Annotated in this window: 27 protein-coding genes; 11 read left to right on the forward strand and 16 right to left on the reverse strand. The window is 71.7% G+C overall.

Annotated elements, in window-relative coordinates:
* Positions 1-3: 3 nt before the first annotated feature.
* The 3 genes from kdpA to KBX34_RS14440 form a co-directional block, all read right to left on the reverse strand.
* Positions 4-1,659, reverse strand: coding sequence for a potassium-transporting ATPase subunit KdpA (gene kdpA / locus KBX34_RS14430; protein WP_210792461.1), 1,656 nt, complete (start codon positions 1,657-1,659; stop codon positions 4-6).
* Positions 1,659-1,748, reverse strand: a complete 90-nt coding sequence (gene kdpF, locus KBX34_RS14435; RefSeq protein WP_036390805.1) for a K(+)-transporting ATPase subunit F — start codon at positions 1,746-1,748, stop codon at positions 1,659-1,661. The genes kdpA and kdpF overlap by 1 nt, the downstream gene beginning before the upstream one ends.
* A gap of 444 nt (positions 1,749-2,192) precedes the next feature.
* Positions 2,193-3,233 carry a TRM11 family methyltransferase gene (locus KBX34_RS14440; RefSeq protein WP_210925389.1) on the reverse strand — a complete coding sequence of 347 codons (1,041 nt, stop codon included), beginning with the start codon at positions 3,231-3,233 and terminating at the stop codon, positions 2,193-2,195.
* 72 nt (positions 3,234-3,305) lie between these two features.
* On the opposite strand from KBX34_RS14440, the gene KBX34_RS14445 reads away from it, so the two are divergent.
* On the forward strand, positions 3,306-4,163 hold the full coding sequence (locus tag KBX34_RS14445; protein WP_210925391.1) for a zf-HC2 domain-containing protein: 858 nt from the start codon (positions 3,306-3,308) through the stop codon (positions 4,161-4,163).
* Positions 4,164-4,172: 9 nt separating this feature from the next.
* Here KBX34_RS14445 and KBX34_RS14450 read toward each other — a convergent pair whose 3' ends face one another.
* From KBX34_RS14450 to KBX34_RS14465, 4 genes are all read right to left on the reverse strand, one after another.
* Positions 4,173-4,847 carry a CGNR zinc finger domain-containing protein gene (locus KBX34_RS14450; RefSeq protein ID WP_307871398.1) on the reverse strand — a complete coding sequence of 225 codons (675 nt, stop codon included), beginning with the start codon at positions 4,845-4,847 and terminating at the stop codon, positions 4,173-4,175.
* Complete coding sequence (locus KBX34_RS14455) at positions 4,840-5,688, reverse strand: MBL fold metallo-hydrolase (RefSeq protein WP_210925393.1); 849 nt, start codon at positions 5,686-5,688, stop codon at positions 4,840-4,842. Before KBX34_RS14455 ends, KBX34_RS14450 begins: the two co-directional genes overlap by 8 nt.
* A 138-nt stretch (positions 5,689-5,826) precedes the next feature.
* Positions 5,827-6,480, reverse strand: a complete 654-nt coding sequence (locus tag KBX34_RS14460; protein WP_210792464.1) for a TetR/AcrR family transcriptional regulator — start codon at positions 6,478-6,480, stop codon at positions 5,827-5,829.
* Positions 6,481-6,501: 21 nt separating this feature from the next.
* Positions 6,502-6,909 (reverse strand): VOC family protein, encoded by a 408-nt coding sequence (locus KBX34_RS14465; RefSeq protein ID WP_088951289.1) that lies wholly within the window; start codon positions 6,907-6,909, stop codon positions 6,502-6,504.
* A gap of 100 nt (positions 6,910-7,009) precedes the next feature.
* On the opposite strand from KBX34_RS14465, the gene KBX34_RS14470 reads away from it, so the two are divergent.
* The 5 genes from KBX34_RS14470 to KBX34_RS14490 all read left to right on the forward strand — a co-directional run bounded on the left by KBX34_RS14470 (position 7,010) and on the right by KBX34_RS14490 (position 13,788).
* The gene (locus tag KBX34_RS14470; RefSeq protein ID WP_210925394.1) at positions 7,010-7,984 is read left to right on the forward strand and encodes a YafY family protein; all 975 of its coding nucleotides are present in this window, start codon (positions 7,010-7,012) and stop codon (positions 7,982-7,984) included.
* A 141-nt stretch (positions 7,985-8,125) separates the two neighbouring features.
* Positions 8,126-9,292 carry an acyl-CoA dehydrogenase family protein gene (locus KBX34_RS14475; RefSeq protein WP_210925397.1) on the forward strand — a complete coding sequence of 389 codons (1,167 nt, stop codon included), beginning with the start codon at positions 8,126-8,128 and terminating at the stop codon, positions 9,290-9,292.
* Positions 9,282-10,496: an acetyl-CoA C-acetyltransferase gene (locus KBX34_RS14480; RefSeq protein WP_210925399.1), complete on the forward strand. Its 1,215-nt coding sequence runs from the start codon at positions 9,282-9,284 to the stop codon at positions 10,494-10,496. Before KBX34_RS14475 ends, KBX34_RS14480 begins: the two co-directional genes overlap by 11 nt.
* Before the next feature lie 17 nt (positions 10,497-10,513).
* A complete protein-coding gene (locus tag KBX34_RS14485) occupies positions 10,514-12,670 on the forward strand; it encodes a 3-hydroxyacyl-CoA dehydrogenase NAD-binding domain-containing protein (protein WP_210925401.1) in 2,157 nt (718 codons plus the stop codon).
* Positions 12,667-13,788 carry a CaiB/BaiF CoA-transferase family protein gene (locus KBX34_RS14490; protein ID WP_210925403.1) on the forward strand — a complete coding sequence of 374 codons (1,122 nt, stop codon included), beginning with the start codon at positions 12,667-12,669 and terminating at the stop codon, positions 13,786-13,788. Before KBX34_RS14485 ends, KBX34_RS14490 begins: the two co-directional genes overlap by 4 nt.
* A gap of 32 nt (positions 13,789-13,820) precedes the next feature.
* Here the strand turns inward: KBX34_RS14490 and KBX34_RS14495 are convergent, their stop codons facing one another.
* Both KBX34_RS14495 and KBX34_RS14500 read right to left on the reverse strand, forming a co-directional pair.
* Positions 13,821-14,672, reverse strand: a complete 852-nt coding sequence (locus KBX34_RS14495) for a cytochrome c oxidase assembly protein (RefSeq protein WP_307871399.1) — start codon at positions 14,670-14,672, stop codon at positions 13,821-13,823.
* A complete protein-coding gene (locus KBX34_RS14500; RefSeq protein ID WP_210925405.1) occupies positions 14,669-15,157 on the reverse strand; it encodes a DUF2243 domain-containing protein in 489 nt (162 codons plus the stop codon). Before KBX34_RS14500 ends, KBX34_RS14495 begins: the two co-directional genes overlap by 4 nt.
* A gap of 186 nt (positions 15,158-15,343) precedes the next feature.
* On the opposite strand from KBX34_RS14500, the gene KBX34_RS14505 reads away from it, so the two are divergent.
* The 3 genes from KBX34_RS14505 to KBX34_RS14515 all read left to right on the forward strand — a co-directional run bounded on the left by KBX34_RS14505 (position 15,344) and on the right by KBX34_RS14515 (position 18,363).
* Entirely contained in the window at positions 15,344-16,609 is a 1,266-nt protein-coding gene (locus tag KBX34_RS14505; RefSeq protein WP_210925407.1) for a DUF2786 domain-containing protein, read from the forward strand.
* Between the two features lie 147 nt (positions 16,610-16,756).
* Positions 16,757-17,113 (forward strand): YciI family protein, encoded by a 357-nt coding sequence (locus KBX34_RS14510; protein WP_231927527.1) that lies wholly within the window; start codon positions 16,757-16,759, stop codon positions 17,111-17,113.
* Positions 17,110-18,363: an RNA polymerase sigma factor gene (locus KBX34_RS14515; RefSeq protein ID WP_210925409.1), complete on the forward strand. Its 1,254-nt coding sequence runs from the start codon at positions 17,110-17,112 to the stop codon at positions 18,361-18,363. Before KBX34_RS14510 ends, KBX34_RS14515 begins: the two co-directional genes overlap by 4 nt.
* A 6-nt stretch (positions 18,364-18,369) precedes the next feature.
* Here the strand turns inward: KBX34_RS14515 and KBX34_RS14520 are convergent, their stop codons facing one another.
* Positions 18,370-18,954, reverse strand: coding sequence for a helix-turn-helix domain-containing protein (locus KBX34_RS14520; RefSeq protein ID WP_210925411.1), 585 nt, complete (start codon positions 18,952-18,954; stop codon positions 18,370-18,372).
* An 88-nt stretch (positions 18,955-19,042) separates the two neighbouring features.
* Between KBX34_RS14520 and KBX34_RS14525 the strand changes: the two genes are divergently transcribed.
* Entirely contained in the window at positions 19,043-19,675 is a 633-nt protein-coding gene (locus KBX34_RS14525) for a bifunctional 2-polyprenyl-6-hydroxyphenol methylase/3-demethylubiquinol 3-O-methyltransferase UbiG (protein ID WP_210925413.1), read from the forward strand.
* 55 nt (positions 19,676-19,730) lie between these two features.
* Here KBX34_RS14525 and KBX34_RS14530 read toward each other — a convergent pair whose 3' ends face one another.
* The 6 genes from KBX34_RS14530 to KBX34_RS14560 all read right to left on the reverse strand — a co-directional run bounded on the left by KBX34_RS14530 (position 19,731) and on the right by KBX34_RS14560 (position 25,649).
* The gene (locus tag KBX34_RS14530) at positions 19,731-21,203 is read right to left on the reverse strand and encodes an alpha/beta hydrolase (RefSeq protein ID WP_210792475.1); all 1,473 of its coding nucleotides are present in this window, start codon (positions 21,201-21,203) and stop codon (positions 19,731-19,733) included.
* Positions 21,204-21,328: 125 nt separating this feature from the next.
* The gene (locus KBX34_RS14535) at positions 21,329-21,598 is read right to left on the reverse strand and encodes a hypothetical protein (RefSeq protein ID WP_210925415.1); all 270 of its coding nucleotides are present in this window, start codon (positions 21,596-21,598) and stop codon (positions 21,329-21,331) included.
* A gap of 340 nt (positions 21,599-21,938) precedes the next feature.
* A complete protein-coding gene (locus KBX34_RS14545; RefSeq protein ID WP_088951272.1) occupies positions 21,939-22,112 on the reverse strand; it encodes a CsbD family protein in 174 nt (57 codons plus the stop codon).
* A 74-nt stretch (positions 22,113-22,186) separates the two neighbouring features.
* A complete protein-coding gene (locus tag KBX34_RS14550; RefSeq protein ID WP_210925416.1) occupies positions 22,187-24,442 on the reverse strand; it encodes a cation-translocating P-type ATPase in 2,256 nt (751 codons plus the stop codon).
* A gap of 12 nt (positions 24,443-24,454) precedes the next feature.
* Positions 24,455-25,426 carry a hypothetical protein gene (locus KBX34_RS14555; RefSeq protein ID WP_210925418.1) on the reverse strand — a complete coding sequence of 324 codons (972 nt, stop codon included), beginning with the start codon at positions 25,424-25,426 and terminating at the stop codon, positions 24,455-24,457.
* 13 nt (positions 25,427-25,439) lie between these two features.
* Positions 25,440-25,649 (reverse strand): heavy-metal-associated domain-containing protein, encoded by a 210-nt coding sequence (locus KBX34_RS14560; RefSeq protein ID WP_088951269.1) that lies wholly within the window; start codon positions 25,647-25,649, stop codon positions 25,440-25,442.
* Between the two features lie 98 nt (positions 25,650-25,747).
* Between KBX34_RS14560 and KBX34_RS14565 the strand changes: the two genes are divergently transcribed.
* On the forward strand, positions 25,748-26,044 hold the full coding sequence (locus tag KBX34_RS14565; RefSeq protein WP_088951268.1) for a metal-sensitive transcriptional regulator: 297 nt from the start codon (positions 25,748-25,750) through the stop codon (positions 26,042-26,044).
* The last annotated feature ends 5 nt before the right edge of the window (positions 26,045-26,049 follow it).

The following is a 26,049-nucleotide window of genomic DNA, read 5'->3' on the forward strand; positions in this document are numbered from 1 at the left end:
TGGTCAGAGCCCCTCTGCCAGCGGGCCGAGCGCCAGCGCGGGCAGGAAGGTCAGCGCGACGAGGACCACGGTGACGCCGACGACCATGCCGATGAACAGCGGTCGGTGGGTCGGCAGGGTGCCCTCGGACGCGGGGGTGGGTGCCTGGCGGGCCAGCGAGCCGGCCAACGCGAGCACGAAGATGATCGGCAGGAACCGGCCCAGCAGCATGCACAACCCGAGCGCCGTGTCCCACCAGGTGGTGTTGACAGTGATGCCGCCGAAGGCCGAGCCGTTGTTGTTGCTGGCCGAGGTGAACGCGTACAGCACCTCGGAGAGGCCGTGCGGGCCGACGTTGAGCGCCGTGGAGTTGTTGCCGGTGGCGAACGCGGCCGCCGTACCGGTCAACACCAGGATCGGCGTGATCAGGAAGTAGAGCGAGGCGAACTTGATTTCCCGCGAGCTGATCTTCTTGCCCAGGTACTCCGGGGTCCGGCCCACCATCAGGCCCGCCACGAAGACCGTGATCACCGCGAGGATGAGCAGGCCGTACAGCCCGGAGCCGGTGCCGCCCGGCGCGACCTCGCCGAGCATCATGTTGACCATCGTCATCATGCCGCCGAGCGAGGTGAACGAGTCGTGGAACGAGTTCACCGCACCGGTCGAGGTCAGCGTCGTGGCGGCGGCGAAGGTGGCCGAGTTCGAGACGTCGAACCGCACCTCCTTGCCCTCCAGGGCAGCGCCGACCGCCTGCGGCACCGTGCCGTGGCCGGTCAGCTCGAAGATGTTGGTGATGACGACGCTGGCGACCGCCAGAATGCCCATCACCGCGGCGATGGCGTAGCCCTGCCGGTTCTGCCCGACCATCCGACCGAAGACCCGGGGCAGGCTGAACGGGATCAGGAAGATCAGGAAGATCTCCAGCCAGTTCGTCCAGCTGGTGGGGTTCTCGAACGGGTGGGCGCTGTTGACGTTGTAGAAGCCACCGCCGTTGGTGCCCAGCTCCTTGATCACTTCCTGGCTGGCGACCGGGCCACCGGTGATGGTCTGGGTGCCGCCGGTCAGCGTGCTCACGTCGGTGCCGCCGGAGAGGTTCTGCACCACGCCGCCGATCATCAGCGCGATGGCGCCGAGCACGGCGATCGGCAGCAGGATCCGCAGCACGATCCGGGTCAGGTCGACCCAGAAGTTGCCGAGCTGCCCGGTCCGGCTACGGGCGAAGCCGCGTACCAGGGCGACCGCCACCGCGACACCGACCGCCGCGGAGGTGAAGTTCTGCACCGCCAGGCCGGCCATCTGCACCAGGTGACCCATGGTCGACTCACCCGAGTACGACTGCCAGTTCGTGTTGGTCACGAACGACACGGCCGTGTTCCACGCGCCGTGCGGCACCACCGGGTCGAAGCCCAGGGACAGCCACAGGTGGTTCTGCACCCGCTGGAACAGGTACAGGAACAGGATCGAGACCGCGGAGAACGCCAGCACGCTGCGGGCGTACACCCCCCAGGTCTGCTCGGCGGCGGGGTTGACCCCGACCAGCCGGAAGATGCCCCGCTCGACCCGCGACTGCTTCGTCCCGGCGACCGCCCGGAACATGTAGTCACCGAACGGCTTGTAGACGGCGACGAGGGCCGCCACCAGCGTCACGATGAAGATGACGCCCGCTGTTGTCATGGTCATCAGAAGCGCTCCGGAAACAGCAGGGCGAACACCAGGAACGCGCCCAGGACGATCGCGAGCACCAGACCGACGGCGTTGACCGCGTTCACAGCTTCTCCACCGCCCGGACCACCAGGGCGAGCACTGCGAACAGCACCACCGTCAGGACCACGAACACCACGTCAGACACGCTGACTCCTCATACCGGAAAGGTTCGTCGCGACCGCCTTCCGGTCGCGCCGGGCAATCAAAGCCCCACCACCCACCGGTCGGCAGGGGTCATAACGCGACCATGACGGAGCCGAACCTTTTCTTGACGTGGTTTTCACACCCGTGCACTGAACAGGTGAAATGCGGCACAGGCCCTGGACCGTCCGCGAGGTCAAGACCTGTTGTCCGCCCCCCTTTGCTCTGCACCCGCGGAGGCACCAGCAACAGAGCGTGAGTGTCGCCTCCGCGGCTGCAGAGCAAAGGACGGACGAGAGACCACGCGCGACCCGGATGGGTGGCGCGGGCAGTGGGCCGGGCCGGGTCAGGCCGGGCAGTGGGCCGGGTCAGGCCGGGCGGCGAGCCACCAGCACGTCGCGCATGATCGACTGGTCGACCCGGTGCCGCAGCGCGCGGTAGGGCTCGGCGTCGACCACGGTCAGCCCGGCGTCGGCCAACGCCGCCGCCGCGTCCTCGCGGCTGGCCACGTGGGTGTTCCAGGAGATTCCGAGCGCACCGCCGGGACGCAGCAACCGCGCCCAGACCGGCGCGGCGTCCGCGAGCAACGCCAGCGGATCACGGGTCAGGCCCTTTTCGGCCGTACGGCTGCCGTGCTGCACGCCGTACGGCGCGTCGGCGACGACCAGGTCGACGGTCTCCGGGCGGAAGAACTCCGCCGAGCGGGCGGTATCGGCGCTGACCACGTCCAGCAGTTGGGTCTGACCGGCCTTGTGCTCCTCACGGGTCGGAGCCAGCTCGATCCGCACCCGCCGGCCGACCACCTTGCGCTCCCGCCGCACCGGCCCCGACTCCAGCACCCGGTGCTTGACCCGCTTCTGCTTCAGCCAGGTGGTGATGAACGCCCGGTACGCCTCGACGTCCTTCTGGTCGCGCTCGATCCCGGCGGCGTCGAAGCCATACATCAGCGCCTGGTTGAGTGTGGTGCCCCGGCCGCAGAGCGGGTCGAGCACCCGGAACCGCCGGCTGGTCATCTCGGTGGCCCAGTCCGAGGCGAGCAGGGTGACGTTGAGCAGCAGCTTGGTGAACTGCTCGTTGGTCTTGCCCGGGTACTTCTGGATGGTGAGCAGGTCGTCGTCGTAGCGGTCCAGCCGGCTCCACTCGATCGGGCGCAGCAGCTCACCGACGATCTCGAACAGCGCGTACCCGGCGGAGAGATTGCCCAGGACGGTCAGGTCCCGCTCGGTCAACCCGTCACCGGTGAAGGTGACGTAGGAGGCCCCACCGACCACCTCGGTGTCCAACTCGCCGATCTGGCCGTCGAGGGCCGAGAGACCGAAGATCTCCAGCTCGGCCCGGGTGAGGTCGATGGCGGAGCGGGCGTACACCCGGTTGGTGGCGGGCAGGATCAGCAGGCCGTAACGCGTCATGATCGGGCGAGTATTCCACAACAGGCCCCGGTCACCGGGAACCGGAGCGGCCCCCGGAGCGACTACCGGTACATGGGGTGTGAGCAGTGGCGGGAGGTCCTGTCCGCGCAGTTGGACGGGGAGGAGACCGCCGCCGAACTGACGGCGGTGCAGGGGCACCTCGACGGGTGTGCCGATTGTCGGGCCTGGTTCACGGCGGCGGCTGCGGTGACCCGTCGGGTTCGTACCCGTCTGGTCACCGACGTGCCCGACCGGACCGAGGCGATTCTGGCCGCCGTCGCGGCGGCACCGGCCCGCCGGCCGTGGTGGCGGCGAGGCGGGTTGGTCGCGGGCGGTCGGCCGGTCGGCGGGCTGCGCGCGGCGTTCGGGCGCGGCAAGCTGGTCGCAGGGTTGCGCGCGGCGCTCGGGCTGCTCGGCGCGGTGCAGTTGGTGCTCGGGCTGGCCCAGGTGGGCCGGGGCGCCGCCGCCGATCACCTGCACCCCACCGGTCAGCACCTGTGGCACGAGTCAGCCGCCTGGAACGTCGCGGTGGGCGCCGGCTTCCTCTTCGTGGCGGTGCGTCGCAGCCCGCCGGCCGGGCTGCTGCCGATGCTCAGCGCGTTCGTCGGCACCTTGCTGCTGCTCTCGGTCAACGACCTGGCCACCGGCTCGGTGGGCGGTGAGCGGTTGGTAAGCCACGGCTTCCTGGTGGTCGGCTACCTGATCACCGTGCTGCTGTCCCGGCCCGGTCTGCGCCCCGGTGGGCCCGCGCCGCAGCGGCAACCGATGCCGTCGCGCTGGCGGTTCGGCGCCGACGAGGTGGACCGGCCGCTGCGGGTGGTCCGCGCCGAGTCGTACCCGGCGCAGGCCGCCGACCGTTACGCCGCCCCGGCAGCGCGTACCGGCCGACCCGCGCGCAGCGGCCAGGCCGACGAACGCCGCGCCGCCTGACCGGCCAGGTCAATCCGCTTGCCGCTGGCGTGCGCGGTGGGCGCGCAGGTTGGTCGGGTGCCCGCAGACACGCACGGAGTGCCACACCCCGCTGTTGTTGCGCGAGCGATCGTAGAACGCCACCCGGCAGCGGGGGTTGCGGCAGGTCTTGATCCGCCGCCCGACGTCGGCGAGTTGCGCCTCGAACAGCGCGGCGAGAACGAGCGAGATCAGCAGATCGGCTCCGACCCCGGCGGGGTCGAGGTGGACGGATCCGTTCCGATCGAGCCGAAGGGTGGCGCCGCTGGTCCGGGACCCGGTCGGTGCACGTTCCGGCGTTCCGGTGCCGGGTTGCCCAGGTTCCGCCGGGACGTGGAGTCTGGCGTCGATCTCGTCCCGCAGTTCCTCGCGGAAGATCCGCAGCGCCCGGAGTCCCGCAGCGTCAAGCGTCACGTCGGGTGCCGGCCGCCCGGTGGCCGTCGACCACTGGACGACGGCCTGCTGTGCCCACTCGGTAGCACTGGCCAGGTCGTCAAGGAGATCGGCCTGCCGTGGCACGCCGGCCGAGATCGTGTTGAGCAGATCCTGGACGAGCCCGAGGCCGCCTGGGGCCTGGTCCAGGTCGTATCTGGCGGTGGCGATCCACGGCGCGACCACCACACCTGCCGCGCTGTCGGGAACCGAGGGCACCATCAGCTCACTCACCGAGCAGGGCGAGCGCCCCGTACCACGCCGGTCCCGGATTCACCCAGTCTGGGTAGAGCCGCACCATCTCGTCGAAGAACTCTCGGGCGGTCGGCTTCTCGGCCAGCAGCCGCTCCACGTTCAGCAGGTAGTTCCGGGTCTGATCGATGCTGGCCGGGTCGTCCGGGCGGTCGCGGTTCTTGTGGCCGGCGACGACTGCGCGGGGCGCGAGCGCCTCGACGCGGTCGAGAGCCTTGAGCCATTCCCGCAGGCCACCGTCGACTGTTTCCACGATGTACTGGTGAACCCCGTTGTAGACGACGTCACCGGCAACCACGAGGCCGATCGACGGGACGTGCAGGACTGTCGTCTGGTCGGTGTCGGTGTGCCCGGTCTCGACCGGCTGGATGAGGTTGCCCTCGAGCAGGAATCCTTCGGCAGGCACGGGCACGGCGTCGACCGGTGTTTCCGGAATCAGGCCGGGGAAGACCTGGTCGAACAGCTGGCTCCGCCCGACGGTGGCCTGCTGGCGCATGACGTCGATGGTGCCGGGCGTCGCGTAGGTGACGGCCCCGGGGAAGCGCTTGACCAGCTCACCGGCGCCGAACCAGTGGTCGCCGTGCCCGTGAGTGGCGTAGATGTAGGTCAGCCGTTTGCCCGACTGCGCGATCCAGTCACCCACCGTCGCGATCTGCTCGTGAGTGAAGGGGGGATCCACGAGGAGCGCCTCCTCGGCCCCGAAGATCAGCGTGGACGAGATCGGGTTCCAGTGGATCCGCGAGCCGTCCGGCATGCGCTGGTCACCCGCTCGAACCGGACCATCCGAGACGAAAACCTCGTAGGACAGGGCGGATGGATTCATGCGTCCCCCTCGGTGATGTGACGAACCAGGTGCCGCAAGCACTGGCGTACCCTGGGTCAGTGAAATAACCATAGCTCGTATGCCTATTTCACTCGCGCCATCGCTTCCATGGCCTGCGTCACCCACGCGGGTCAGGTCCTAGGCGGAAGGCACCGCCGACCGGGTCGGACCGTCATCGGCGATGACCTGCGGGATGACCTGTTCGACGATGGTCAGCAGGGTGGTGGTGAGCAGCAGGTGCACCTGCGCGCGGGTCAGCGCGCCACGCTGTAGCCACTCCCGGGCGGTCGACGTCGCCAACCCGCAGTACGCCCGCACCATGCCGCGAAGCTCCTCGTGGTGCGCGGCCTGGCCAGCCAGACCGACGGCGACGAGCATCCGGTCCGCGGCGACCTCCTCGGCCTCGGCGAGCACCCGCTCGACGTCGGCGTCGCCGCCCATCCCCCGGGCGGTGACGGCGGCGAGCCAGGAGGTGCTGTGCCGGGACACCACGTCGAGGAACCAGGTGACGCTGGCGTCGACCCGGGTCCGCAGGTCCCCCTTGGGCAGGCGCTCCACGGCGACCTCCGGGATGGTCACCATGACCCGGACGACCTCCAGGTAGAGGCCCTTCTTGGCACCGAAGTAGTGGTTGACCAGGCCGCGAGCGACACCGGCCTCCCGGGCGATGTCGGTGGTCGACACGTCCGCGTACGGGCGTTCGCCGAACAGCCGGACCGCACAGGCCAGGATCTGCCCCCGCCGGGCGTCCGGCTCCAAACGGCGGCGGCGCGGAGCCGTCTCGACACTCATCTGCCCGACCCTATCGGCAGCTCAGCGATCGGCCGCCGTTCGCGCTCGCTGCACCCGGTCGACGACCGGGGTGAAGAAGTTGACCAGGTTGCCGTCGGGGTCGCGGAAGAGCAGGGCTCGGTTACCCCAGGGCATGGTCGTGGGCTCGTTCACGAAGTCCTCCACCACGTTCTTCAGCTTCTCGTAAAGCGCGTCCACGTCTGCCACGAGGAACTCGATGATCACGGTGTGGTTGTCGGCCGGGCGGGCCGACCCTGGCGCGAACAGTGGGACCGTGCGGGTACTGCCAATCGCCAGCGTGCCGTGGGCAGTGCGCAACTCGGCGAAGTCCTCGTTGCCCCAGGCCGCCTGCACGCCGGTGATCTTCTCGTAGAAGCCGACCAGGCGGTTGATGTCGCCAGTGATGATGCGGATCGAGACAAAATCCACTGCATTCTCCCTGCTCAGTACGGTCGGGACCCGTCTGTCGTCAGCACGCTAACCCGAATACCGGACAGATCTGGTCCAGTATTCGGATTAGGTTCAGACCATGGCACGACCGACAGCCCAGGTGCTCGCACTGCTGGGGCTCTTGCAGTCCGGCGGCGTCCGGACAATGGCCGAGCTTGCCGAGCGCCTCGGTGTCGAACCGCGCACGGTGCGGCGCTACGTGACTCACCTGGTCGACCTCGACGTGCCAGTGGAGTCGGTGCGCGGTCGCTACGGCGGGTATCGGCTCGCCGCCGGCTATCGTCTGCCGCCGCTGATGTTCAGCGACGACGAAGCCTTGGCCGTCCTGCTCGGCCTGGTTGCCGGCCGCCGTGCCGGGCTGGCGACGGCTACAGGTACGGCGGGTGAGACTGCCGCCGCGAAAATCCGGCGTGTCCTGCCGTCGCGGATCGCGGACCGGCTGGACGCCGTACTCCAGTCCCTCGCCTTCACCACCGAACCCGACGACTTCCCTGCGCCGCAGGCAGATGTGCTTCTCACCGTCGCCGAGGCGGTCCGCCAGCACCGGCCGATCTCACTCCAGTACACCTCGCGCAACGGCAGGCGTAGCGTCCGCGCCCTGCATCCGTTCGGGCTGGTCAACCATGCGGGCCGGTGGTATGTCATCGGGGCCGATCCGGATATCGGTGAGGATCGAACCCTTCGGCTCGACCGCATCGCGGACGCGAGAACGCTGCCCGGCTCGTTCGAGCCGCCCGCCGGGAACGATCCGGCAGGGCACCTCCTCGCCTCGATGGCACAGGCGCCGTACCAGCATGCGGTGTCGCTACGGATACGAGGAACACAGGAGCAGATCCGCAGGCAGCTACCGGCCAGCATCGCCGAGGTGCGAGAGGGTGCGGACGAAGGCTGGCAGGACGTGGAGATCCGAGCGGAGAGTCTCGACTGGTTACCCGGTGTGCTCGCCACGCTCGACCTGCCGTTCGTCATCGAACGCCCGGACGAACTCCGCGATCGTGTCGTCGCACTCGCTGAGCGGTTGGCGGCATCTGGACGACGTGAGTCGCCGTCGTAGCGGGCAGTCGCGAGGCGTACGCCCGGCACGTGGCGCTGGCGGGCTGCGGACATCTGCCCTTCGCGGACGACCCAGAACCGGCCCCCGCCCGTGGATCTCTACTTATTGACATGCTGCCAACAGCGCGCGAGGGTGGTGCACATGCCGACGCCCCCACTCGACGGTCCCCTCTCGCCCTGGCGCGAGCCGGAGCACGACGACCTGGCCGACCTGGCCCGCACCTTCTTCACCAAGGAGGTCCTGCCGCACGCCGACCGCCTTCAGGAGCAGGGCCACCCGGACCGTGAGCACTACCGGCGCGCCGGTGAGCTGGGGTTGCTCGGCCTGTCCGTCCCGGAGGAGTACGGCGGCGGGGGCGGCGGGTTCACCCACGAGGCCGTGATGCTGCACGAGCAGGCGTACACCGGGGAGAGCAGCCTCGGGCTGGCCGTCCACAGTGGCATCGTCACCGGTTACCTGGTCGCGTACGGCAGCGAGGAGCAGAAGCGACGCTGGCTGCCCGGCCTGTGCAGCGGCGAACTGGTCGGCGCGATCGCGATGACCGAGCCGGACGGCGGCTCCGATCTTCAGGCGATGCGGACCAGGGCGGTCCGTGACGGCGACGACTACCTGGTCACCGGCGCGAAGACGTTCATCACCAACGGTGGCCTGGCCGATCTGATCATCGTGGCCGTGAAGACCGACCCCGAGCAGCGGGCAGCCGGCGTCTCCCTGCTGATCTGCGAGGTGGGCGGCGACCCGGAAGGCTTCCGCCGCGGCCGACTGTTGTCCAAGATCGGGCTGCACGCCAACGACACCGCAGAGCTGTTCTTCGACGAGTTGCGGGTACCGGCGGCCAACCTGCTCGGCGGCGCTGAAGGGCTGGGCTTCATCCAGCTCATGCAGCAGCTCCCCCAGGAACGGCTGGTGATCGGCGTCGGCGCGGTCGCGGCCATGGAACGGGCCGTCGCGCTGACCGTCGCGTACGCCAAGGAGCGCACCGCCTTCGGCAAGACCCTGATGGGCCACCAGAACACCCGGATGGTGCTCGCCGAGTGCGCGACGCGTACCCGGGTCAGCCGGGTCTTCCTGGACGACTGCATCGTCCGGCACAGCCGCGGCGACCTGGACGTGGCGACCGCGGCGATGGCGAAGTCGTGGCTCACTGACGGGCAGTGCGAGGTCATCGACCGGTGCCTGCAACTGTTCGGCGGCTACGGCTACACGACGGAATACCCGATCGCCCGGATGTACGCCGACGCCCGCGTCCAGAAGATCTACGGCGGCACCAACGAGATCATGAAGGAGCTGATCGCCCGTGCCCTCTGAGGCGTACGTCTATGACGCGGTCCGCACCCCGCGCGGACGCGGCCGGGACACCGGCGCGCTGCACGGGGTCAAGCCGATCTCCCTGGTGGTCGGCCTGATCGACGCGTTGCGTGAGCGCAATCCCGGCCTGGACGTCGGCCGGCTGGAGGATCTGCTGCTGGGCATCGTGACTCCGGTCGGCGAGCAGGGCGGCGACCTGGCACGGGCCGCCGCGCTGCTGGCCGGGCTGCCCGACGAGGTTGGTGGGGTGCAGCTCAACCGGTTCTGCGCCTCCGGGCTGGAGGCGGTCAACTCCGCCGCCGCGCGGATCCGCTCCGGCTGGGAGCACCTGCTGCTCGCCGGCGGGGTGGAGTCGATGTCCCGGGTGCCGATGGGCTCCGACGGCGCGGCCTGGGCCACCGACCCGCAGACCGCCCTGGCCACGTCGTTCGTGCCGCAGGGGGTCAGCGCCGATCTGATCGCGACCCTGGAGGGCTTCACCCGCGACGACGTGGACGGCTACGCGCTGCGGTCGCAGGAGCGGGCCGCCAAGGCGATGGCCGGCGGGTACTTCGCCCGCTCGGTGGTGCCGGTCCGTGACGGCAACGGGCTGGACATCCTCACCGTCGACGAGCACCCGCGCCCGGAGACCACCCGGGAGGCGCTGGCCCGGCTCACCCCGTCCTTCGCCATGATGGGTGAGGCGGCGGGCTTCGACGCGGTCGCGTTGCAGAAGTTCCACTGGCTGGAGGCCATCGAGCACGTCCACCACGCGGGCAACTCGTCCGGCATCGTGGACGGCGCGGCGCTGGTGCTGATCGGTTCGGAGCAGCTGGGTCGGGATCTCGGCCTCAACCCGCGCGCCCGGATCGCCGGCGCGGCGGTCACCGGCGCGGACCCGACGCTGATGTTGACCGGCCCGATCCCGGCCACCCACAAGGCGCTCGCCGTCGCCGGGCTCACCCTCGACGACATCGACCTGTTCGAGATCAACGAGGCGTTTGCCGCTGTGGTGCTCAAGTACGTCCGCGACCTGGGCCTCGACCCGGACCGGGTGAACGTCAACGGCGGGGCGATCGCTCTCGGCCATCCGCTCGGCGCGACCGGCGCGATGCTGCTCGGCACCGCGTTGGACGAGTTGGAGCGCCGCGACCTGCGCCGCGCCGTGGTGACCCTCTGCATCGGTGGCGGCATGGGCGTCGCCACCGTTCTCGAGCGCTGCTGACCCGGGGGAAAAGACAAATGACCACCACCATCCGGTACGACCGCGGCGCCGACGGCATCGTCACGCTCACCCTGGACGACCCCGACCAGTCCGCCAACACCATGAACCGGGCGTACGCCGCCTCGATGAGCGCGATCCTCGACCGGCTGGAGGCCGAACGCGACGACGTGACCGGTGTCATCGTGACCAGCGCGAAGTCGACGTTCTTCGCCGGCGGTGACCTGCCCGAGATGATCCGGGCCACCCGCGAGGACGCGCCCGCGCTGGCGGAGCTGCTCGGCACCATCAAACGGGACCTGCGCCGCCTGGAGACACTGGGCCGGCCGGTGGTCGCGGCCGTCAACGGCTCCGCGCTCGGCGGCGGGCTGGAGATCGCGCTCGCCTGCCACCACCGGATCGCGCTGGACGCGCCGGACAGCCGGCTCGGGCTGCCCGAGGTGACCCTGGGCCTGCTGCCCGGGGCCGGCGGTGTCACCCGGACGGTACGGATGCTCGGCCTGGCGGGTGCGCTGACCACTGTCCTGCTCACCGGCCGGCGGATGCGCCCGTCCGATGCCCTGGCCGCCGGCATCGTGGACGAGGTGGTCGCCACCGAGGCGGAGCTGCTGGACCGCGCGCGGGCCTGGATCGCCGCGAACCCGTCTCCCAAGCAGCCGTGGGACCGACCGGACTACCGGATGCCCGGTGGCACCCCGGCCAGCCGTTCGCTGGCCGCCCAGCTGCCCGCCTTCCCGGCCACCCTGCGCAAGCAGCTCAAGGGTGCCCGGCTTCCCGCTCCCGAGGCGATCCTGGCCACCGCCGTCGAAGGCGCCCAGGTCGACCTGGAGACCGCCCTGACCGTGGAGACCCGGCACCTGATCGGCCTGCTCACCGGGCAGGTCGCCAAGAACATGATCGGGGCCTTCTTCTTCGATCTGAAGGCCGTCAACGGTGGTGCCGCCCGGCCGTCCGTCGACGTTCCGCCGGTGCGGCGGGTGGCGGTGCTCGGCGCCGGCATGATGGGCGCGGGCATCGCGTACGTCTGCGCCAGCGCCGGCCTGGACGTCGTGGTCAGGGACGTCTCGCCCGAGGCCGCCGGGCGGGCCCGGGAGCACGCCGAACGGCTGCTGGCCCGCAAGGTCCGTAAGGGCCGCGCCACGGAGGCGGAGGCCCGCGCGGTGCTGGACCGGATCACCACCACCGACCAGGTGGACGCCCTCGCTGGATGCGACGCGGTCATCGAGGCGGTCTTCGAGGACCCGGCGCTGAAGCAGGCCGTGTTCGCCGAGGTGCTGCCGGTGCTGGCGCCCGACGCGCTGATCGCCTCCAACACCTCCACCCTGCCGATCACCGGGCTCGCCGCCGGGGTGGACCGCCCGGCCGACTTCATCGGCATGCACTTCTTCTCCCCGGTGGACCGGATGCCCCTGCTGGAGATCGTGGTCGGCGAACGGACCGGTGACGCCGCGCTGGCGCGGGCGTTCGACCTGGGTCGGCGGATCGGCAAGACCCCGATCGTGGTCAACGACGGCCGGGGTTTCTTCACCAGCCGGGTGATCGGCCGGTTCATCGACGAGGCGGTCGGCATGGTCGCCGAGGGTGTTCCCGCCGCCTCGGTGGAGCAGGCCGCCCTTCAGGCCGGCTATCCCACCGGGCCGCTCGCGCTGGCCGACGAGGTCAGCCTCACCCTGATCCAGCGGATCCGCCGCCAGTTCGAGGCGGCCAGCGAGGAGTTCCTGCCGCTGCCGGCGCACCGGCTCGTCGACGAGCTGGTCGACGCGTACGACCGGCCGGGGCGTGCCGCTGGGCGCGGCTTCTACTCCTACGACGAGGGCGCCCGCGGCCGGCTCTGGCCCGGCCTTGCCGACCTGGCCACCGACGCTGGTCGGGCGGTGCCCTTCACCGACCTCCAGGAGCGGATGCTCTTCGCCGAGGCGCTGGACGCGCTGCGCTGCCTCGACGAGGGGGTGCTGCGGACCGAGACCGACGCCAACATCGGCTCGATCTTCGGCATCGGCTTCCCGGCCTGGACCGGAGGGGTGATCCGCTACGTCCGGCAGTACGCGGGCGGCCCGGCCGGCTTCGCGGCCCGCGCCACCGAACTGGCCGACCGCTACGGCGACCGGTTCACACCCCCCGCCGACCTGGTCGACCGGCTGGCCGCCCGTCCCGCCGAAACGGCCGGCGTCGCGTGACGGCGGCGCGGGGCGGGCCGCTGGCCGGGGTGCGGGTGGTCGAACTCGCGAGCCTCGCCCCGGCGCCGTTCGGGTGCATGGTGCTAGCGGACCTCGGCGCGGACGTGGTGCGGGTGGACCGGCCGGGCGCTCCGGGTGCGGGGCGCCTGGCCGCACCGACCGGCGGGCCGTTGCAGCGCGGCCGGCGGGTCACCACGCTGGACCTGAAGTCCCCGGCCGGCGTGGCGGACCTGCTGCGCCTGACCGAGCGGGCGGACGTGCTGGTCGAGGCGTACCGGCCGGGGGTCGCCGAGCGGCTCGGCTTCGGCCCGGAGGTGTGCCAGGCCCGCAACCCCAGACTGGTGTACGCGCGGATGACCGGCTGGGGTCAGGACGGCCCGCTGGCGGCTCGCGCCGGGCACGACATCGACTACATCGCTGTCGCCGGGGCGTTGGAGCCGCTGGGCCGTGCCGGCGAGCGCCCGTACGCGCCGATGAACCTCCTCGGCGATTTCGGCGGCGGCGGCATGCTGCTCGCCGTCGGCGTGCTGGCCGCGCTGCTGGAACGGGAACGCTCCGGTGTCGGCCAGGTGGTCGACGCGGCGATGGTGGACGGTTCGGCTCTTCTCACGTCGTTCCTGCACGGGCTGCTCGGCACCGGACTGTGGGCGGCGCCGCGCGGGCGCAACATGTTCGACGGCGGTGCGCCGTTCTACGACACGTACGCCACCTCGGACGGCGGTTTCATGGCCGTCGGCGCGATGGAACCGGCCTTCTACGCCGTACTGCTCGCGGGCCTCGACCTCGCCGACGACCCGGACCTGCCCGCGCAGTACGACCCGAGCGGCTGGGACGAGCTGCGGCGACGGTTCACCGAGCGGTTCGCCGAGCGGACCCGGGACGAGTGGACGGCGGTCTTCGCCGACCTGGATGCCTGCGTCGCGCCGGTGCTCGCCCCCGGTGAGGCCCACCAGCATCCGCACAACGCCGCCCGGGGCACGTTCGTCGAGGTTGGCGGCGAGATCCAGCCGGCGCCAGCGCCACGCTTCGACCGGACGCCGGCTGACCGACCGGCCCCCGCGCCGGACCCGCAACGGGACGTCCTGCCGGTAGAGGAGATCCTCACCGGGTGGCAGTGACCGCGCTGGCGGCACCCGCCCCGCCTAGTTGATCAAGAGGTTTGCGTCAGGGAACCGTTCCCTGGTGACGCAAACTTCTTGATCAACCGGGTTGGGCGGGGTGGGCGCAGACGGTCGGGGCGGTTGTACCAGGTGGCGAAGAGGGCGACCGCCAGGAGCAGCTCCGCCAGGTCGCCGCCGTAGTACATGAGTTGGGCGGCCGACTGGAACGCCGCCGGGTCCCGGTCGGTGAGGCCGGGTGGCAGGGTGTCGGCGTTCGCGTACAGGTATTTGGCCAGCACGGCGTGACCGGCCGCCGCCCCCAGCAGCGCGCCCACCCGTACCGCCAGGCCGGGTCGACGCGGTGCCGGGTCCGGGCCGGCCAGGGACCAGGCGAAGAGATAGCCGGCGGCGACATAGTGCAGGTGCAGGGCGTGGTGCAGCGCAGAGTGACGTTCGGCCGCCGCGTACAGCGGGGTGAGCAGCACCAGCGCCAGCCCACCCGTGCTGAGCAGCGCGGCGGTGACGGGGTGCGCGATCAGGTGCAGCGGACGGGCGCGCAGCAGCCGGCCCACCACCCGGCGTACGGGCGGCGGGGCGACCCGCAGCAGCAACGTCACCGGGGCGCCGAGCACCAGCCCGAGCGGGGCCAGCATGCCGAGCAGCAGGTGCTGCGCCATGTGCCCGCGCGGGTCGTCGGGGAGCGGGGCAAACGGCCCGACGGCGACCGCCAGCAGGGCGCAGCCGACCAGCCAGGCGGCGGTACGCCGGTGGTCCCAACCCCGCGGGTCGCGTACGGCCGCCAGCAGGTAGCCGACGGCCAGCAGCACGACCGGGAGCAGCGGGAACCAGCTCGGGCCCTCCGCCACGTGCCCGCCGTGGGCGAACGCGGGCGGCACGGTCACCGTCCCCGACGGTCGTCGCCCGGCCGCCGGGACCGGGCCCACCAGACCACGGCGACGCCGGCCAGCAGCAGCACAGCACCGGACGCGATCCACACCACGTCGTACGGCAGCAGGTGTACGCCGTAGCGGATCTGGTGCAGCCGGAGCACCTTGTGGTCGACCACCCCGTCGAAGACCTGGAACCCTCCGGCGCCGAGCAGGAATCCGCCCCAGGCCAGCCGGGTCGACAGGGCACGTCGTCGACGCAGGTCGGCGAACCAGAAGAACCCACCGACCAGGATGATCACCTCGGCGGCGTGCAGCAGCCCGTCGGAGAGCAGCGCCACCGACGGGGTGGACCGGTCGTAGAAGTGGTGCCACGCCAGCAACTGGTGGAAGACGATCTCGTCCACCGCAGCCATGATGGCGATGCCGATCAGGACGCCGACGAGCGTGGAGGAACGTACGTCGGCGGTGCGTGCACTCGGCAGGCTTGCATCGGCCACCACACACCTCGCATCCACCTCGGGGTCAGGTCGGAAACTACCCCGAACATGTCGAAACATGCCCAGTCAGCGCCGCCGCGGGCCATCCCCGTTTCACGACTCGCACACCACTAGCGGCATGATCATGCAGCCTGAAGGGGCAGCGAACACCGAGCCGAGCAACCAGAGCCCGAGAAGGAGGTGCCCGTGCCGGACGCGGACGAACTCGTCGCCAACGCACTCGCGGCGGTGCGCGGCACCGACGTACGGCAGGCCGAACGGCAGCTGGACCAACTGATGGTCGGCACCGGCGCGGCGGACGGCACCACGGCGGTGGACGCGGCCCTGCTGCGTCGCCTGGTCCGCGCGCTGGGCCGGCTCTGGCCGCGTGGCTGGCAGCCGGTCGACGTGGACCGGCTCACCAGCCGGCGGCTCGACCCCCGCTCGGCGCGGCTGGTCCGCGAGGCGATGGCCGCCCAACGGCGTGAGCAGGCCGAACCGATCCCGGCCTGGTGGGACGACCAGCTACGCGAGTTGACCGCCGACGTCCGGGACGACGGCCATGACGTGCTGGCTGCCTGGACCGCCGCGGAGGGGCTGGACCGGGCGGACGCGCTCCGCACGGCCGTGGACACTCTCGCGCTGGTGGAGAGCCTGCCGCCGATCGCGGTGCTGCGCCCACCGCCGGGCACGACCGGCGCGCTCACCTCCCGGTCGGCGGGCACGACGCGCAGCGGGTCGCCGATGCTGGACCGGGTCCGGGCGCTGCTGGCGAAGGCCGAGTCGACCACCTTCCCGGCCGAGGCGGAGGCGTTGACCGGTAAGGCGCAGGAGCTGATCGCCCGGCACAGCATCGACGAGGCGCTGCTGGCGGCCGGGTCGGAGCGCGGCGACGTGCCCGGTGGGGTGCGCCTGAGCACCGACACTCCGTACGCGGGCGCGAAGGCGCTGCTGGTGCAGGAGGTGGCGGCGGCGAACAGGTGCGAGGCGGTCTGGTCCGACGATCTCGGCTTCGCCACCGTGCTGGGCTGGCCGGCCGATCTGGTGGCGGTGGAGCTGCTCTACACGTCGCTGCTGGTCCAGGCCACGGCCGCGATGCTGCGCGGGCGCGCTGAGCGCCGGTCGGGGTCGGGGCGGCGCACGAAGGTGTGGGACGAGTCCTTCCTCAACGCGTTCGCGCTGCGGATCGGCGAGCGGCTGCGTACGGCCACCGAGGCGGCGACCGAAGCGGCGGACCAGGCGTCGGCCGAGACGGCCGGGGCGGAGCGACTGTTGCCGGTGCTCGCCGCCCGGGGCGAGGCCGTCCGGGAACGACTGGACACCCTCTTCCCCGGCGTGACCCGGCACCGGCTCAGCGTCCGGGACGCCGAGGGCTGGTCCTCCGGCACGTCGGCCGCCGACCGCGCCTCCCTGGACGTCGGTGGCGGGCGCAAGCAGCCCCGACAGGTGCCCGGCCGGCCCGATCGCCGCTGACCCGACCGGCGTGGGACCACCACCGGCGAAGTTATCTGCGATTTTCTTCGGTACGCCGTAGGGAACGGGTTGTCGGCTCCGACCCTCCGGTGAGCCGCGCCCCGACCGGGGGTGCGACCAGAGCTGAGGAGCACCGCCGTGAAGTACATGCTGCTGATCTGGAACCGGCCCGGCTTCACCGAGGAGCTGACCGAGCAGGACCGCACCACTCTCTTCGGCGAGGTCGACGAGATCATGAAGGAGCTGACCGAGACCGGCGAGCTGGTCGACGGCCAGGCGCTCGCCAACCCGTCGCAGACGTTGACGGTCCGGCAGATCGACGGCAGCACCGAGATCGTCGACGGGCCGTTCATGGAGAGCAAGGAGCAGTTCGCCGGTTACCTGACCGTCGAGTGCGACAGCCCGCAGCGGGCCGCCGAGATCGCGGCCCGCTGGCCGGACGTCCGTTACGGCGGCGCGATGGAGGTCCGCCCGGTGATGGAGCAGGCCGGGACGGAGATGTGACCGAGGACCGGACGGTCGAGGATCTGCTGCGCACCCTCGCGCCGCAGGTCCTCGGCCTGCTGGTCCGCCGGCACGGCCAGTTCGACCGGTGCGAGGACGCGGTCCAGGAGGCTCTGCTGGCCGCCGCGACACAGTGGCCCGGGCAGGGCGTACCGGACAGTCCCCGCGCCTGGCTGCTCACCGTGGCCACCCGCCGGCTCACCGACGAGTGGCGCAGCGAGAGCGCTCGCCGGGACCGCGAGGTGGCGGTGGCGCTGCGCGAGCCGACGTACGCCCAGGTGGCGCCGGCGGCCGACGCGGAGCCGGCGGTCCCGGCCGCGGACGACACCCTGACGCTGCTGTTCCTCTGCTGCCACCCGGCGCTGACCGGATCGGCGCAGGTGACGCTCACCCTGCGCGCGGTCGGTGGTCTCAGCACCGCTCAGATCGCCCGGGCGCACCTGGTGCCGGAGGCGACGATGAGTCAACGGATCCGGCGGGCCAAGCAGCGGATCGAGGCCGCCGGGGCCCGGTTCACGATGCCCGAGCCGGCCGAGCGGGACGAGCGACTGCGGTCGGTGCTCCGGGTGCTCTATCTGATCTTCAACGAGGGGTACACCGCGTCGAGTGGCCCGGACCTGCACCGGGCCGAGCTGACCGGCGAGGCGATCCGGCTGGCCCGCATCCTGCGCGGGCTGCTGCCCGACGACGGCGAGGTGGCCGGGCTGCTGGCGCTCATGCTGCTCACCGACGCGCACCGGGCGGCCCGGCTCGGCCCGGACGGGGAACTGGTGCCCCTCGCCGAGCAGGACCGCACCCGGTGGGACTCTGCCGCCATCGCGGAGGGGATCGCGCTGATCACCGAGGCGTTGACCTGGTCGCCGCCGGGCCCGTACCAGCTCCAGGCGGCGATCGCCGCCGTGCACGCCGAGGCGTCGACGGCGGCGGAGACCGACTGGCGGCAGATCGTCGCGCTCTACCGACTGCTGGCCCGGATCGCGCCGAACCCGATGATCACCCTCAACCAGTCGGTGGCGGTGGCGATGGTGGACGGGCCAGGGGCCGGGCTCGCGCTGCTCACACCGCTGATCGCCGACGAGCGCACGGCCGGGCACCATCGGCTCGCCGCCGTGCGGGCGCACCTGTTGGAGATGGCCGGGGACGCCGAGGCGGCGCGGGATGCGTACCTGGCCGCGGCACGCGGCACCACGAGCCTGCCCGAGCAGCGGTATCTGGAGCTGAAGGCCAGCCGACTGGCTGGGCAGCGATGACCTGGGTCAATCGGGCTTCGGGGCGGCGCGTATGTGCGCGCGTTCGCCCTGTTTCCCGATCAGGCTGAGGAACTCGACGGGGCCGGAGCTGGTGGCCCCGAACCAGTGCGGGGTGCGGGTGTCGAACTCGGCGGCCTCCCCGGGCGTGAGGACGAGATTGTGCTCGCCGAGGACCAGTCGCAGCGTGCCGTTGAGGACGTAGACCCAGTCGTGTCCCTCGTGGGTGCGCAGGTCGGGTTCGCGGTCGTCGGCGCTGGCCGGGAGCACGTACTTGTAGGCCTGGATGCCCCCGGGTCGCCGGGTCAGTGGCAGGATGACCGATCCGTCGCTGCACGTGATGGGGCGCAGGTTGATGCGGGGATCGCCGGTCGGGGGCGCGCCGACGAGCTCGTCGAGCGTCACGCCGTGGACGCGGGCGAGCGGGAGGAGTTGCTCCAGCGTGGGGCGACGCAGGCCGGCTTCGAGCCTGGACAGGGTGCTGGCGGAGATGCCGGTCTCCGCGGCGAGGTCGGTGAGCGTGATGTCGCGGCGGAGCCGAAGGTGTTTCAGTCTTCCTCCGACAGCGTCCAGGGTGCGGTCCGGCTCATCCATGTCGCCAATTTTGCCATTCGGCAAGAAGTTTTGCGGATCGGTGGGTGAGCCGGTCACAGTCGCTACCGAGATGCGAAGGAGCAGGTAGATGACCGAGCAGCACGAGTTCGACAAGGGCTACTGGGATAGGCACTGGCACCAGGTGCACCATGATCATGCGGGTGCCGTCGGCGCGGCTCCCCCGCACCCGTACCTGGCCCGTGAGACCGCCGGCCTGACGCCCGGCACGGTGTTGGACGCCGGCTGCGGCACCGGCACGGAGGCGATCTGGCTCGCTTCGCACGGCTGGCAGGTCACCGCTGTCGACATCGCATCCGCCGCCCTCGCTCTCGCCGCCGGACGCGCGGCGGACGCCGGGGTGCCCGAGCGCGTGCGGTGGGTGGAGGCGGACCTGACGACCTGGGAGCCGGGGACGCAGTTCGATCTGGTGACGACGCACTACGCGCACCCGGCGATGCCGCACCTGGCCTTCTACGACCGCATCGCCGGGTGGGTGGCGCCGGGTGGCAGCCTGCTGATCGTCGGGCACCTGCACACCTCGGAAGCCACCGGGCACGGCCACCACCCACCGGAGGAGGCATCGGTCACCCTCGCGGACATCACCGCGGGCCTGGACAGCGCCACCTGGGAGATGGTCACCGCCGAGGAGCACCGCCGCTCGATGCCCGGCCGGGAAGTCCCGCTGCACGACGTGGTCGTCCGCGCCACCCGACGCCGCTGAACCCGCCGCTGCCGGCCGTCGGGCGAACCTGACCACCCGACGGCCGGCGGCACGCTCACACGTCGGGGTCGACGGCCGGGCAGCTGGCACCACGGGCGGGCACCACCTGATCGATCAGGTAGGCGTCGACGGCTCGTTGCACGCACGGGCTGCTGCTGTAACTGCCGTGCCCCCACCCCTGGTAGGTAAGCAGAGCGCCGTGCCTGCCCAACTGCCGGGCCACAGTGCGGGCCCAGTCGTACCCGCTCGCCGGGTCGTGCACCGTGGCGGCGATCAGCAGTGGCACGTCGGTGCGGACCCGCAGTCGGTGCTGCGGGTTGGCGACCGGCGACGGAGTGCCCAGGCAGGTGACGAGCGCGAACAGGGCCGGCGGATACCGCAGGTCCGGTGCGAGCAGGGCCGCCCGGCGCACGTGTGCGTCGTACTCCCGGTAGTCGCGGACGGGCAGGCTCCAGTCCTGGCAGAAGACCGCGAAGGGGTACGGCGCGACGGCGTCGACCGTCGTCGTGGCGTCGGCCGGGGGCGCGGTGGTCGGCGAGGCGGCCGCGTCCATCCTGCCGAGCCAGTCGGCCAGCCCGGGCCACCGCCACGTGTCGTAGAACCTCTTGTGGGTGAGCCGGGCCAACTCGAACGGGGTCAGCACCACGCCGGCCCGGTCCGGGTCGGTCAGCGTGCCGCTCTCGGCCCGGGCGCGCAGCCCGGCCCAGATCGCCCGTACGTCCCGTCCGTTGAGCCCACAGGCGGTGGACCGGTCACACCAGGCGACGAACTCGTCGAACGCGTTCTCCGCGGTGACCGCCTGGCTGTCGAGGAAGGCGCGAGTGCCGAGGCTGTGGTCCATCGAGGCCTCCAACACGACAGCTCGGACCCGGTTCGGGTACAGCTCCGCGTACCGCTGCCCGAGCAGCGTGCCGTACGAGCTGCCATGGAAGGTCAGCTGTCGCTCGCCGAGCGCGGCGCGGACCGCGTCCAGGTCCCGGGCGGCGCTGGTCGTGTCGACGTGGTCGTAGAGCGCCCCGGTGCGGGCCCGGCAGTCGGCGCGCAGCAGCGCGTTGTTGGCAACTGTCGCGTCGAACTGGGCCTGGTCGGCGATCAGCTGCGGCTGCCGGGCGAGCAGGTCCCGTGCGCAGATCACCGGGTGGCTGCCGCCGGTGCCGCGCGGGTCGAAGCTGACGATGTCGAACCGGCGGCGCAGGTCGGCACTGAACCGGGAGCTGCCGTTCACCACCCGGTCGACCCCGCTGTCGCCCGGCCCGCCGGGCCCGAAGACCAGCGCACCCTTGCGGGTGGCCTTGTCGGCGGCCCGGCGAGCCAACGCCAGGTCGAAGCGCTCACCTCGGGGCTGGTTCCAGTCCACCGGCAGCGACAGGGTGCCGCACTCGGCATCCGAGTCTGCGGCGCAGGGCCGCCAGTCGATCGTCGGGCCGGGCTGTGGTCGGGCGGCGGCGGGGCTCGCCGGGGTCAGGCCGGTGGCCGTGAGGGCCAGGGCCACCGCCCAGCCCACTGCGGATTTGCGTACGCGCAGCATGAGGTGCTGTCCTCTCCTCGAAGGAGCGTTACCGGTGAAGCTCGCCCACTGGGCGAGGTGATGCTGCTTCCACCCGGGCCGTCGAGTAGCCGCTCGACGGCCCGGGGCCTCCTGCTCTCAGCGGGTCACTCGACCTCGAGCAGGACACGCTCGAGCTTGGTCATCCGGGTTTCCATCCCGCCCAGCCGCCCGTCCATCGCCGCGAGCAGTCGGGCGTTCTCGGCCTGGGCCTGGGCTGCCGTCTCGGCCAGCCGGCGGTAGTCGTCCGCGCGGGCCAGTTCGAGCCGGGCCCGGCGGGTCTTGGCCAACTGGACGACGGTCACCGTGAACACGCTGATGATCAGGGCGAAGATGCCGATCGCGCCCACCACCTCGGTCCAGTCGTGCTCGCTCATCGGCCCGCTCCCGGCTGCTCGACCGAGCGGGGCACGGTCAGCGTCTCGACCGCCGCCGCGATGACCCCGGGGGTGAGTGTGAACGCGAACGGCTTCACCTCGTAGTAGTTCATGGCCTTCCCGTCCCTCGACAACTCCAGGTTGGCGGTGACCAAACCGGCCGCCGCCAGCTGCTCATAACCTTCCCTCGCACGTGCCAATGGAAGTTAGCAGGTAGAGGCGTGCGGCTGTGGGTGCCGGAAGCGGAATCAGGGGGATCTCAGGGTCACGGAAAGCGCCGGACAGACAGAACGCCGGGCCGGTGATGATCACCGGCCCGGCGTGCAATGTGCGTCGTACGTCAGCTCTTGAAGGCGTCCTTGATCTTCTCGCCGGCCTGCTTGAGCTTGGCCTTGGACTGGTCAGTGCGACCCTCGGCCTCGAGCTGCTCGTCGTCGGTGGCCCGACCGGCGCCTTCCTTCAGCTTGCCGGTCGCGTCCTCGGTGGCGTTGTTGATCTTATCGTCGATACCCATTGCCAACCTCCATTGCAAGCGTCGCTACAACACCAGCAATACCCCGGCTATCACCGGTCCAACCATTCCCCTCGTCACAGTCCGCGATCGGCGGTGGCCGAACGGAACCGTCGCAGCCGCAGACTGTTGGCCACTACGAAGACCGAGGACAGCGCCATCGTGGCACCGGCGATCATCGGGTTGAGCAGCCCGGCGGCGGCCAACGGCAGGGCCGCCACGTTGTAGCCGAAGGCCCAGAACAGGTTGCCCCGGATGATGCCGAGCGTGCGTCGGGACAACCGGATCGCATCCACAGCGGCGTCCAGGTCGCCCCGGACGAGAGTGAGGTCGGACGCCTCGATCGCCACGTCGGTGCCGGTGCCCATGGCCAGCCCGAGGTCGGCCTGGGCCAGCGCCGGGGCGTCGTTGACCCCGTCGCCGACCATCGCCACCGACCGCCCCTCGGCCTGGAGCCGCTTGACCACGTCGACCTTCCCGGCCGGCAGCACCTCGGCGATCACCTCGTCGATGCCCACCTCGGCGGCGACCGCCCGGGCCACTGTGGTGTTGTCCCCGGTCAGCAGGACCGGAGTGAGCCCCAGCGCGCGCAACCGGGCCACCGCCGCCCGACTGGTCGGCCGCACCACGTCGGCGACCGCGAGCACGCCCCGGGCCCGCCCGTCCCAGCCGGCGACGATCGCCGTACGGCCGGCGGCCTCCGCGTCGCGCACGGCCCACTCGACCTCCGGCGGTACGTCGATGTCGTGCTCGCGCAGCAGCCGGGCCCGACCGACCAGCACGACAGTTCCGTCGACAGTGCCGGTCACGCCCAGCCCTTCGAGGTTGCGGAAGCCGGTCACCGAAGGCAGGGCGCCGGCCTCGGCGGCACCCGCGGCGACGGCACGGGCGATCGGGTGCTCGGAGGCGGCCTCCACCGCACCGGCGAGCCGGAGCAGCTCGGCCCGGTCCTCCCCGCTCGCCGGCACCACGTCCACCAGCGTCATCCGGCCGGTCGTGACGGTGCCCGTCTTGTCCAGCACCACGGTGTCCACCCGGCGGGTCGACTCCAGGACCTCCGGCCCCTTGATGAGCACACCGAGCTGCGCGCCCCGGCCGGTGCCGACCAGCAGCGCGGTCGGCGTGGCCAGGCCCAGCGCGCACGGGCAGGCGATGATCAGGACGGCCACGGCAGCGGTGAACGCTGCGGTCGGGCCGGCTCCGGTGCCGAGCCACCAGCCGAGGGTGCCGACGGCCAGCGTGATGACGATCGGCACGAAGACGCCGGAGATCCGGTCCGCCAGCCGCTGCACGGCCGCCTTGCCGCTCTGCGCCTGCTCGACCAGATCGGCCATCCGGGCGAGCTGGGTGTCCGCGCCGACCCGGGTCGCGGTGACCACCAGTCGGCCGCCCGCGTTGATGGTGGCGCCGACCACGCCGTCGCCGGGGCCGACCTCGACCGGCACCGACTCACCGGTGAGCATGCTGGCGTCCACGGCGGAGGTGCCCTCGTCGACCACCCCGTCGGTGGCGATCTTCTCCCCGGGACGGACCACGAACCGGTCACCGACGACGAGCCGGTCCACCGGAATCAGGGTCTCCACCCCGTCCCGCAGCACCGCCACCTCCCTGGCCCCGAGTTCGAGCAGGGCGCGCAGGGCGGCACCGGCGGTCCGCTTGGAACGGGCCTCGAAATAGCGACCGGCCAGGATGAACACCGTCACCCCGGCGGCCGCCTCCAGGTAGATGTTGCCGGCACCGTCGGTGCGGGTGATGTCGAAGCGGAACGGGTGCGTCATCCCCGGCATCCCGGCGTCGCCGAGGAAGAGCGCCCAGAGCGACCAGCCGAACGCCGCCAGGGTGCCGAGCGACACCAGCGTGTCCATGGTCGCGGCGCCGTGCCGCAGATTGGTCCAGGCGGCCCGGTGGAACGGCAGCCCACCCCAGACCACCACCGGGGCGGCCAGGGTCAACGACAGCCACTGCCAGTAGTCGAACTGCCAGGCCGGGACCATCGCCAGCAGGACCACCGGCACGCTCAGTGCCACCGACACCCAGAGCCGGGTACGCGGGCCCTTCAGCGGGTCCACCGACTGCTCTTCGGCCGGCGCGCTGGGCAGTGCGGCCGTGTAGCCGGTCTTCTGCACGGTCTCGATCAGGTCGTCCGGCGTGACGGCGTCGGCGTACCGGACGGTCGCCTTCTCGGTGGCGTAGTTGACCGTGGCACTCACGCCGTCCATCCGGTTGAGCTTCTTCTCGATCCGGGCGGCGCAGGCTGCGCACGTCATCCCGCCGATCGCCAACTCGATCCGGTTCGGCGCCTCGGGCAGTGGTCTGCTGCTGGTGGTGGTCATCGTCTGGTCCCGTCAGTTGTGCCCGTGTCCGGGGGTGCCGTGGTCGGCGCCCCCGGTCGGTGCGGGTCCGCTCGGGTCGCCCCCGGTGGGTGGGGCGTCGGCCGCTGGAGTGCCGGCCGCTGGGGTGCCGGCGACGACGGTGAACTCGGCGGTGTGCACCGCCCCGCCGTGCCGGAAGTCGAGGTAGAGCCGGTAGCTGCCAGCCGACGGCACCTCGGCGAGGAAGGTGACCGCGGGGCCGGGCCGGGTCCGCCCGTCGCCGGGAGTCCCGTCCGGGTGCACGTGCAGGTACGCCAGGTCACCCCGGCGCAGGGCCACCAGGTGCCCGTACGCGCCCAGGTAGGGCTCCAGGTCGGTGACCGGCTGCCCGCCCCGACTCACCGTCAGGGTCAGCGGTGAGGTGCGGCCAGGCTGCGGCGAGCCGGTCAGGGTGACGGTGTAGCCGTCGACGGTGGTGCTGGTCGAGGGGGCGGGCAGCGGCCGTTCGGTCAGCTCACCGGGGACGGTCACGTCCACCCCCAGGGTCAGCGCCTCGCCTCCGGTCGGGGTGAAGTCGGCGAACGCCCGCCACAGCCCGGCACCGGCCAGCGGGGTGTCGACCCGCCAGGTGCCGTCCGCTGCCAGCTCGGGGTGCACGTGACGGAAGCCGGAGAGGTCCCGCCGGGCGACGATCAGGTGCATCTGCTTGTCGTGCGCCACGTCGTACCGGGTCACCGGTTGACCGTCCGGCCCGGCGATCCGGAAGGCGAACTCGTCCTCCGGGGCGTCGACCGGTTCGAGGGTGTAGCCCCGGTCGGACACGAGCAGGCCGCCGGGGAGCCGGTCGGTCGTCTCGTCGTGCTCGCCCGTCGCATGGGCGCCGTCGCCGTCGTGCCGGCCCTCGACCACCGGGGCGCGGTCGACGACCCGGCCGATCCCGTACGTCGTGCCGAAGACCGCCGCGAGGCCCACGGCGAACCCGGCCAGTCTCGTCACGGTGCGCATGCCCGCCCTCCGATCACGCGTCGACGAGGTCGTAGCCGGCCTCGTCGACGGCAGCCCGGACAACTGCCGGGTCCAGTGGCTGGTCGCTGCTGACGGTGACCCGGCCGGCCGCGAGGTCGACCTGGACGTCCTGCACGCCCGGGATCGCGCCGACCTCGGCGCTCACCGCGCTGACGCAGTGCCCACAGGTCATGCCCTGCACCTGGTACGTCGTGTTGACCATTGGAACGCCTCCCTGAACGGATTACCCGTACCCGGTGGGGGTATCCCACCCGAAGACGACCGTACCATACCCCCCAGGGGTACGCTATCCTGGTTCGCATGACCGCACCCACCCCGATCCGCGGGTACACCGCCAGCAAGGACCAGCTGCTCACGCGGCTCCGCCGCGTCGAAGGGCAGGTCCGCGGCATCGAGAAGATGGTCGACGACGACCGCTACTGCATCGACGTGCTCACCCAGATCTCCGCCATCCAGGCCGCACTCGACAAGGTGGCGCTGGGGCTGCTCGACGGGCATGCCCGGCACTGCATGCACGAGGGGGCGGCCGAGGGCCGGGCCGACGAGATGGCCACCGAGATGATGGCGGCGGTCGGCCGGCTGATGAAGCGCGGCTGACGCCC

It is taken from the genome of Micromonospora sp. M61, assembly GCF_018070245.1.
Taxonomy (GTDB): domain Bacteria; phylum Actinomycetota; class Actinomycetes; order Mycobacteriales; family Micromonosporaceae; genus Micromonospora; species Micromonospora zamorensis.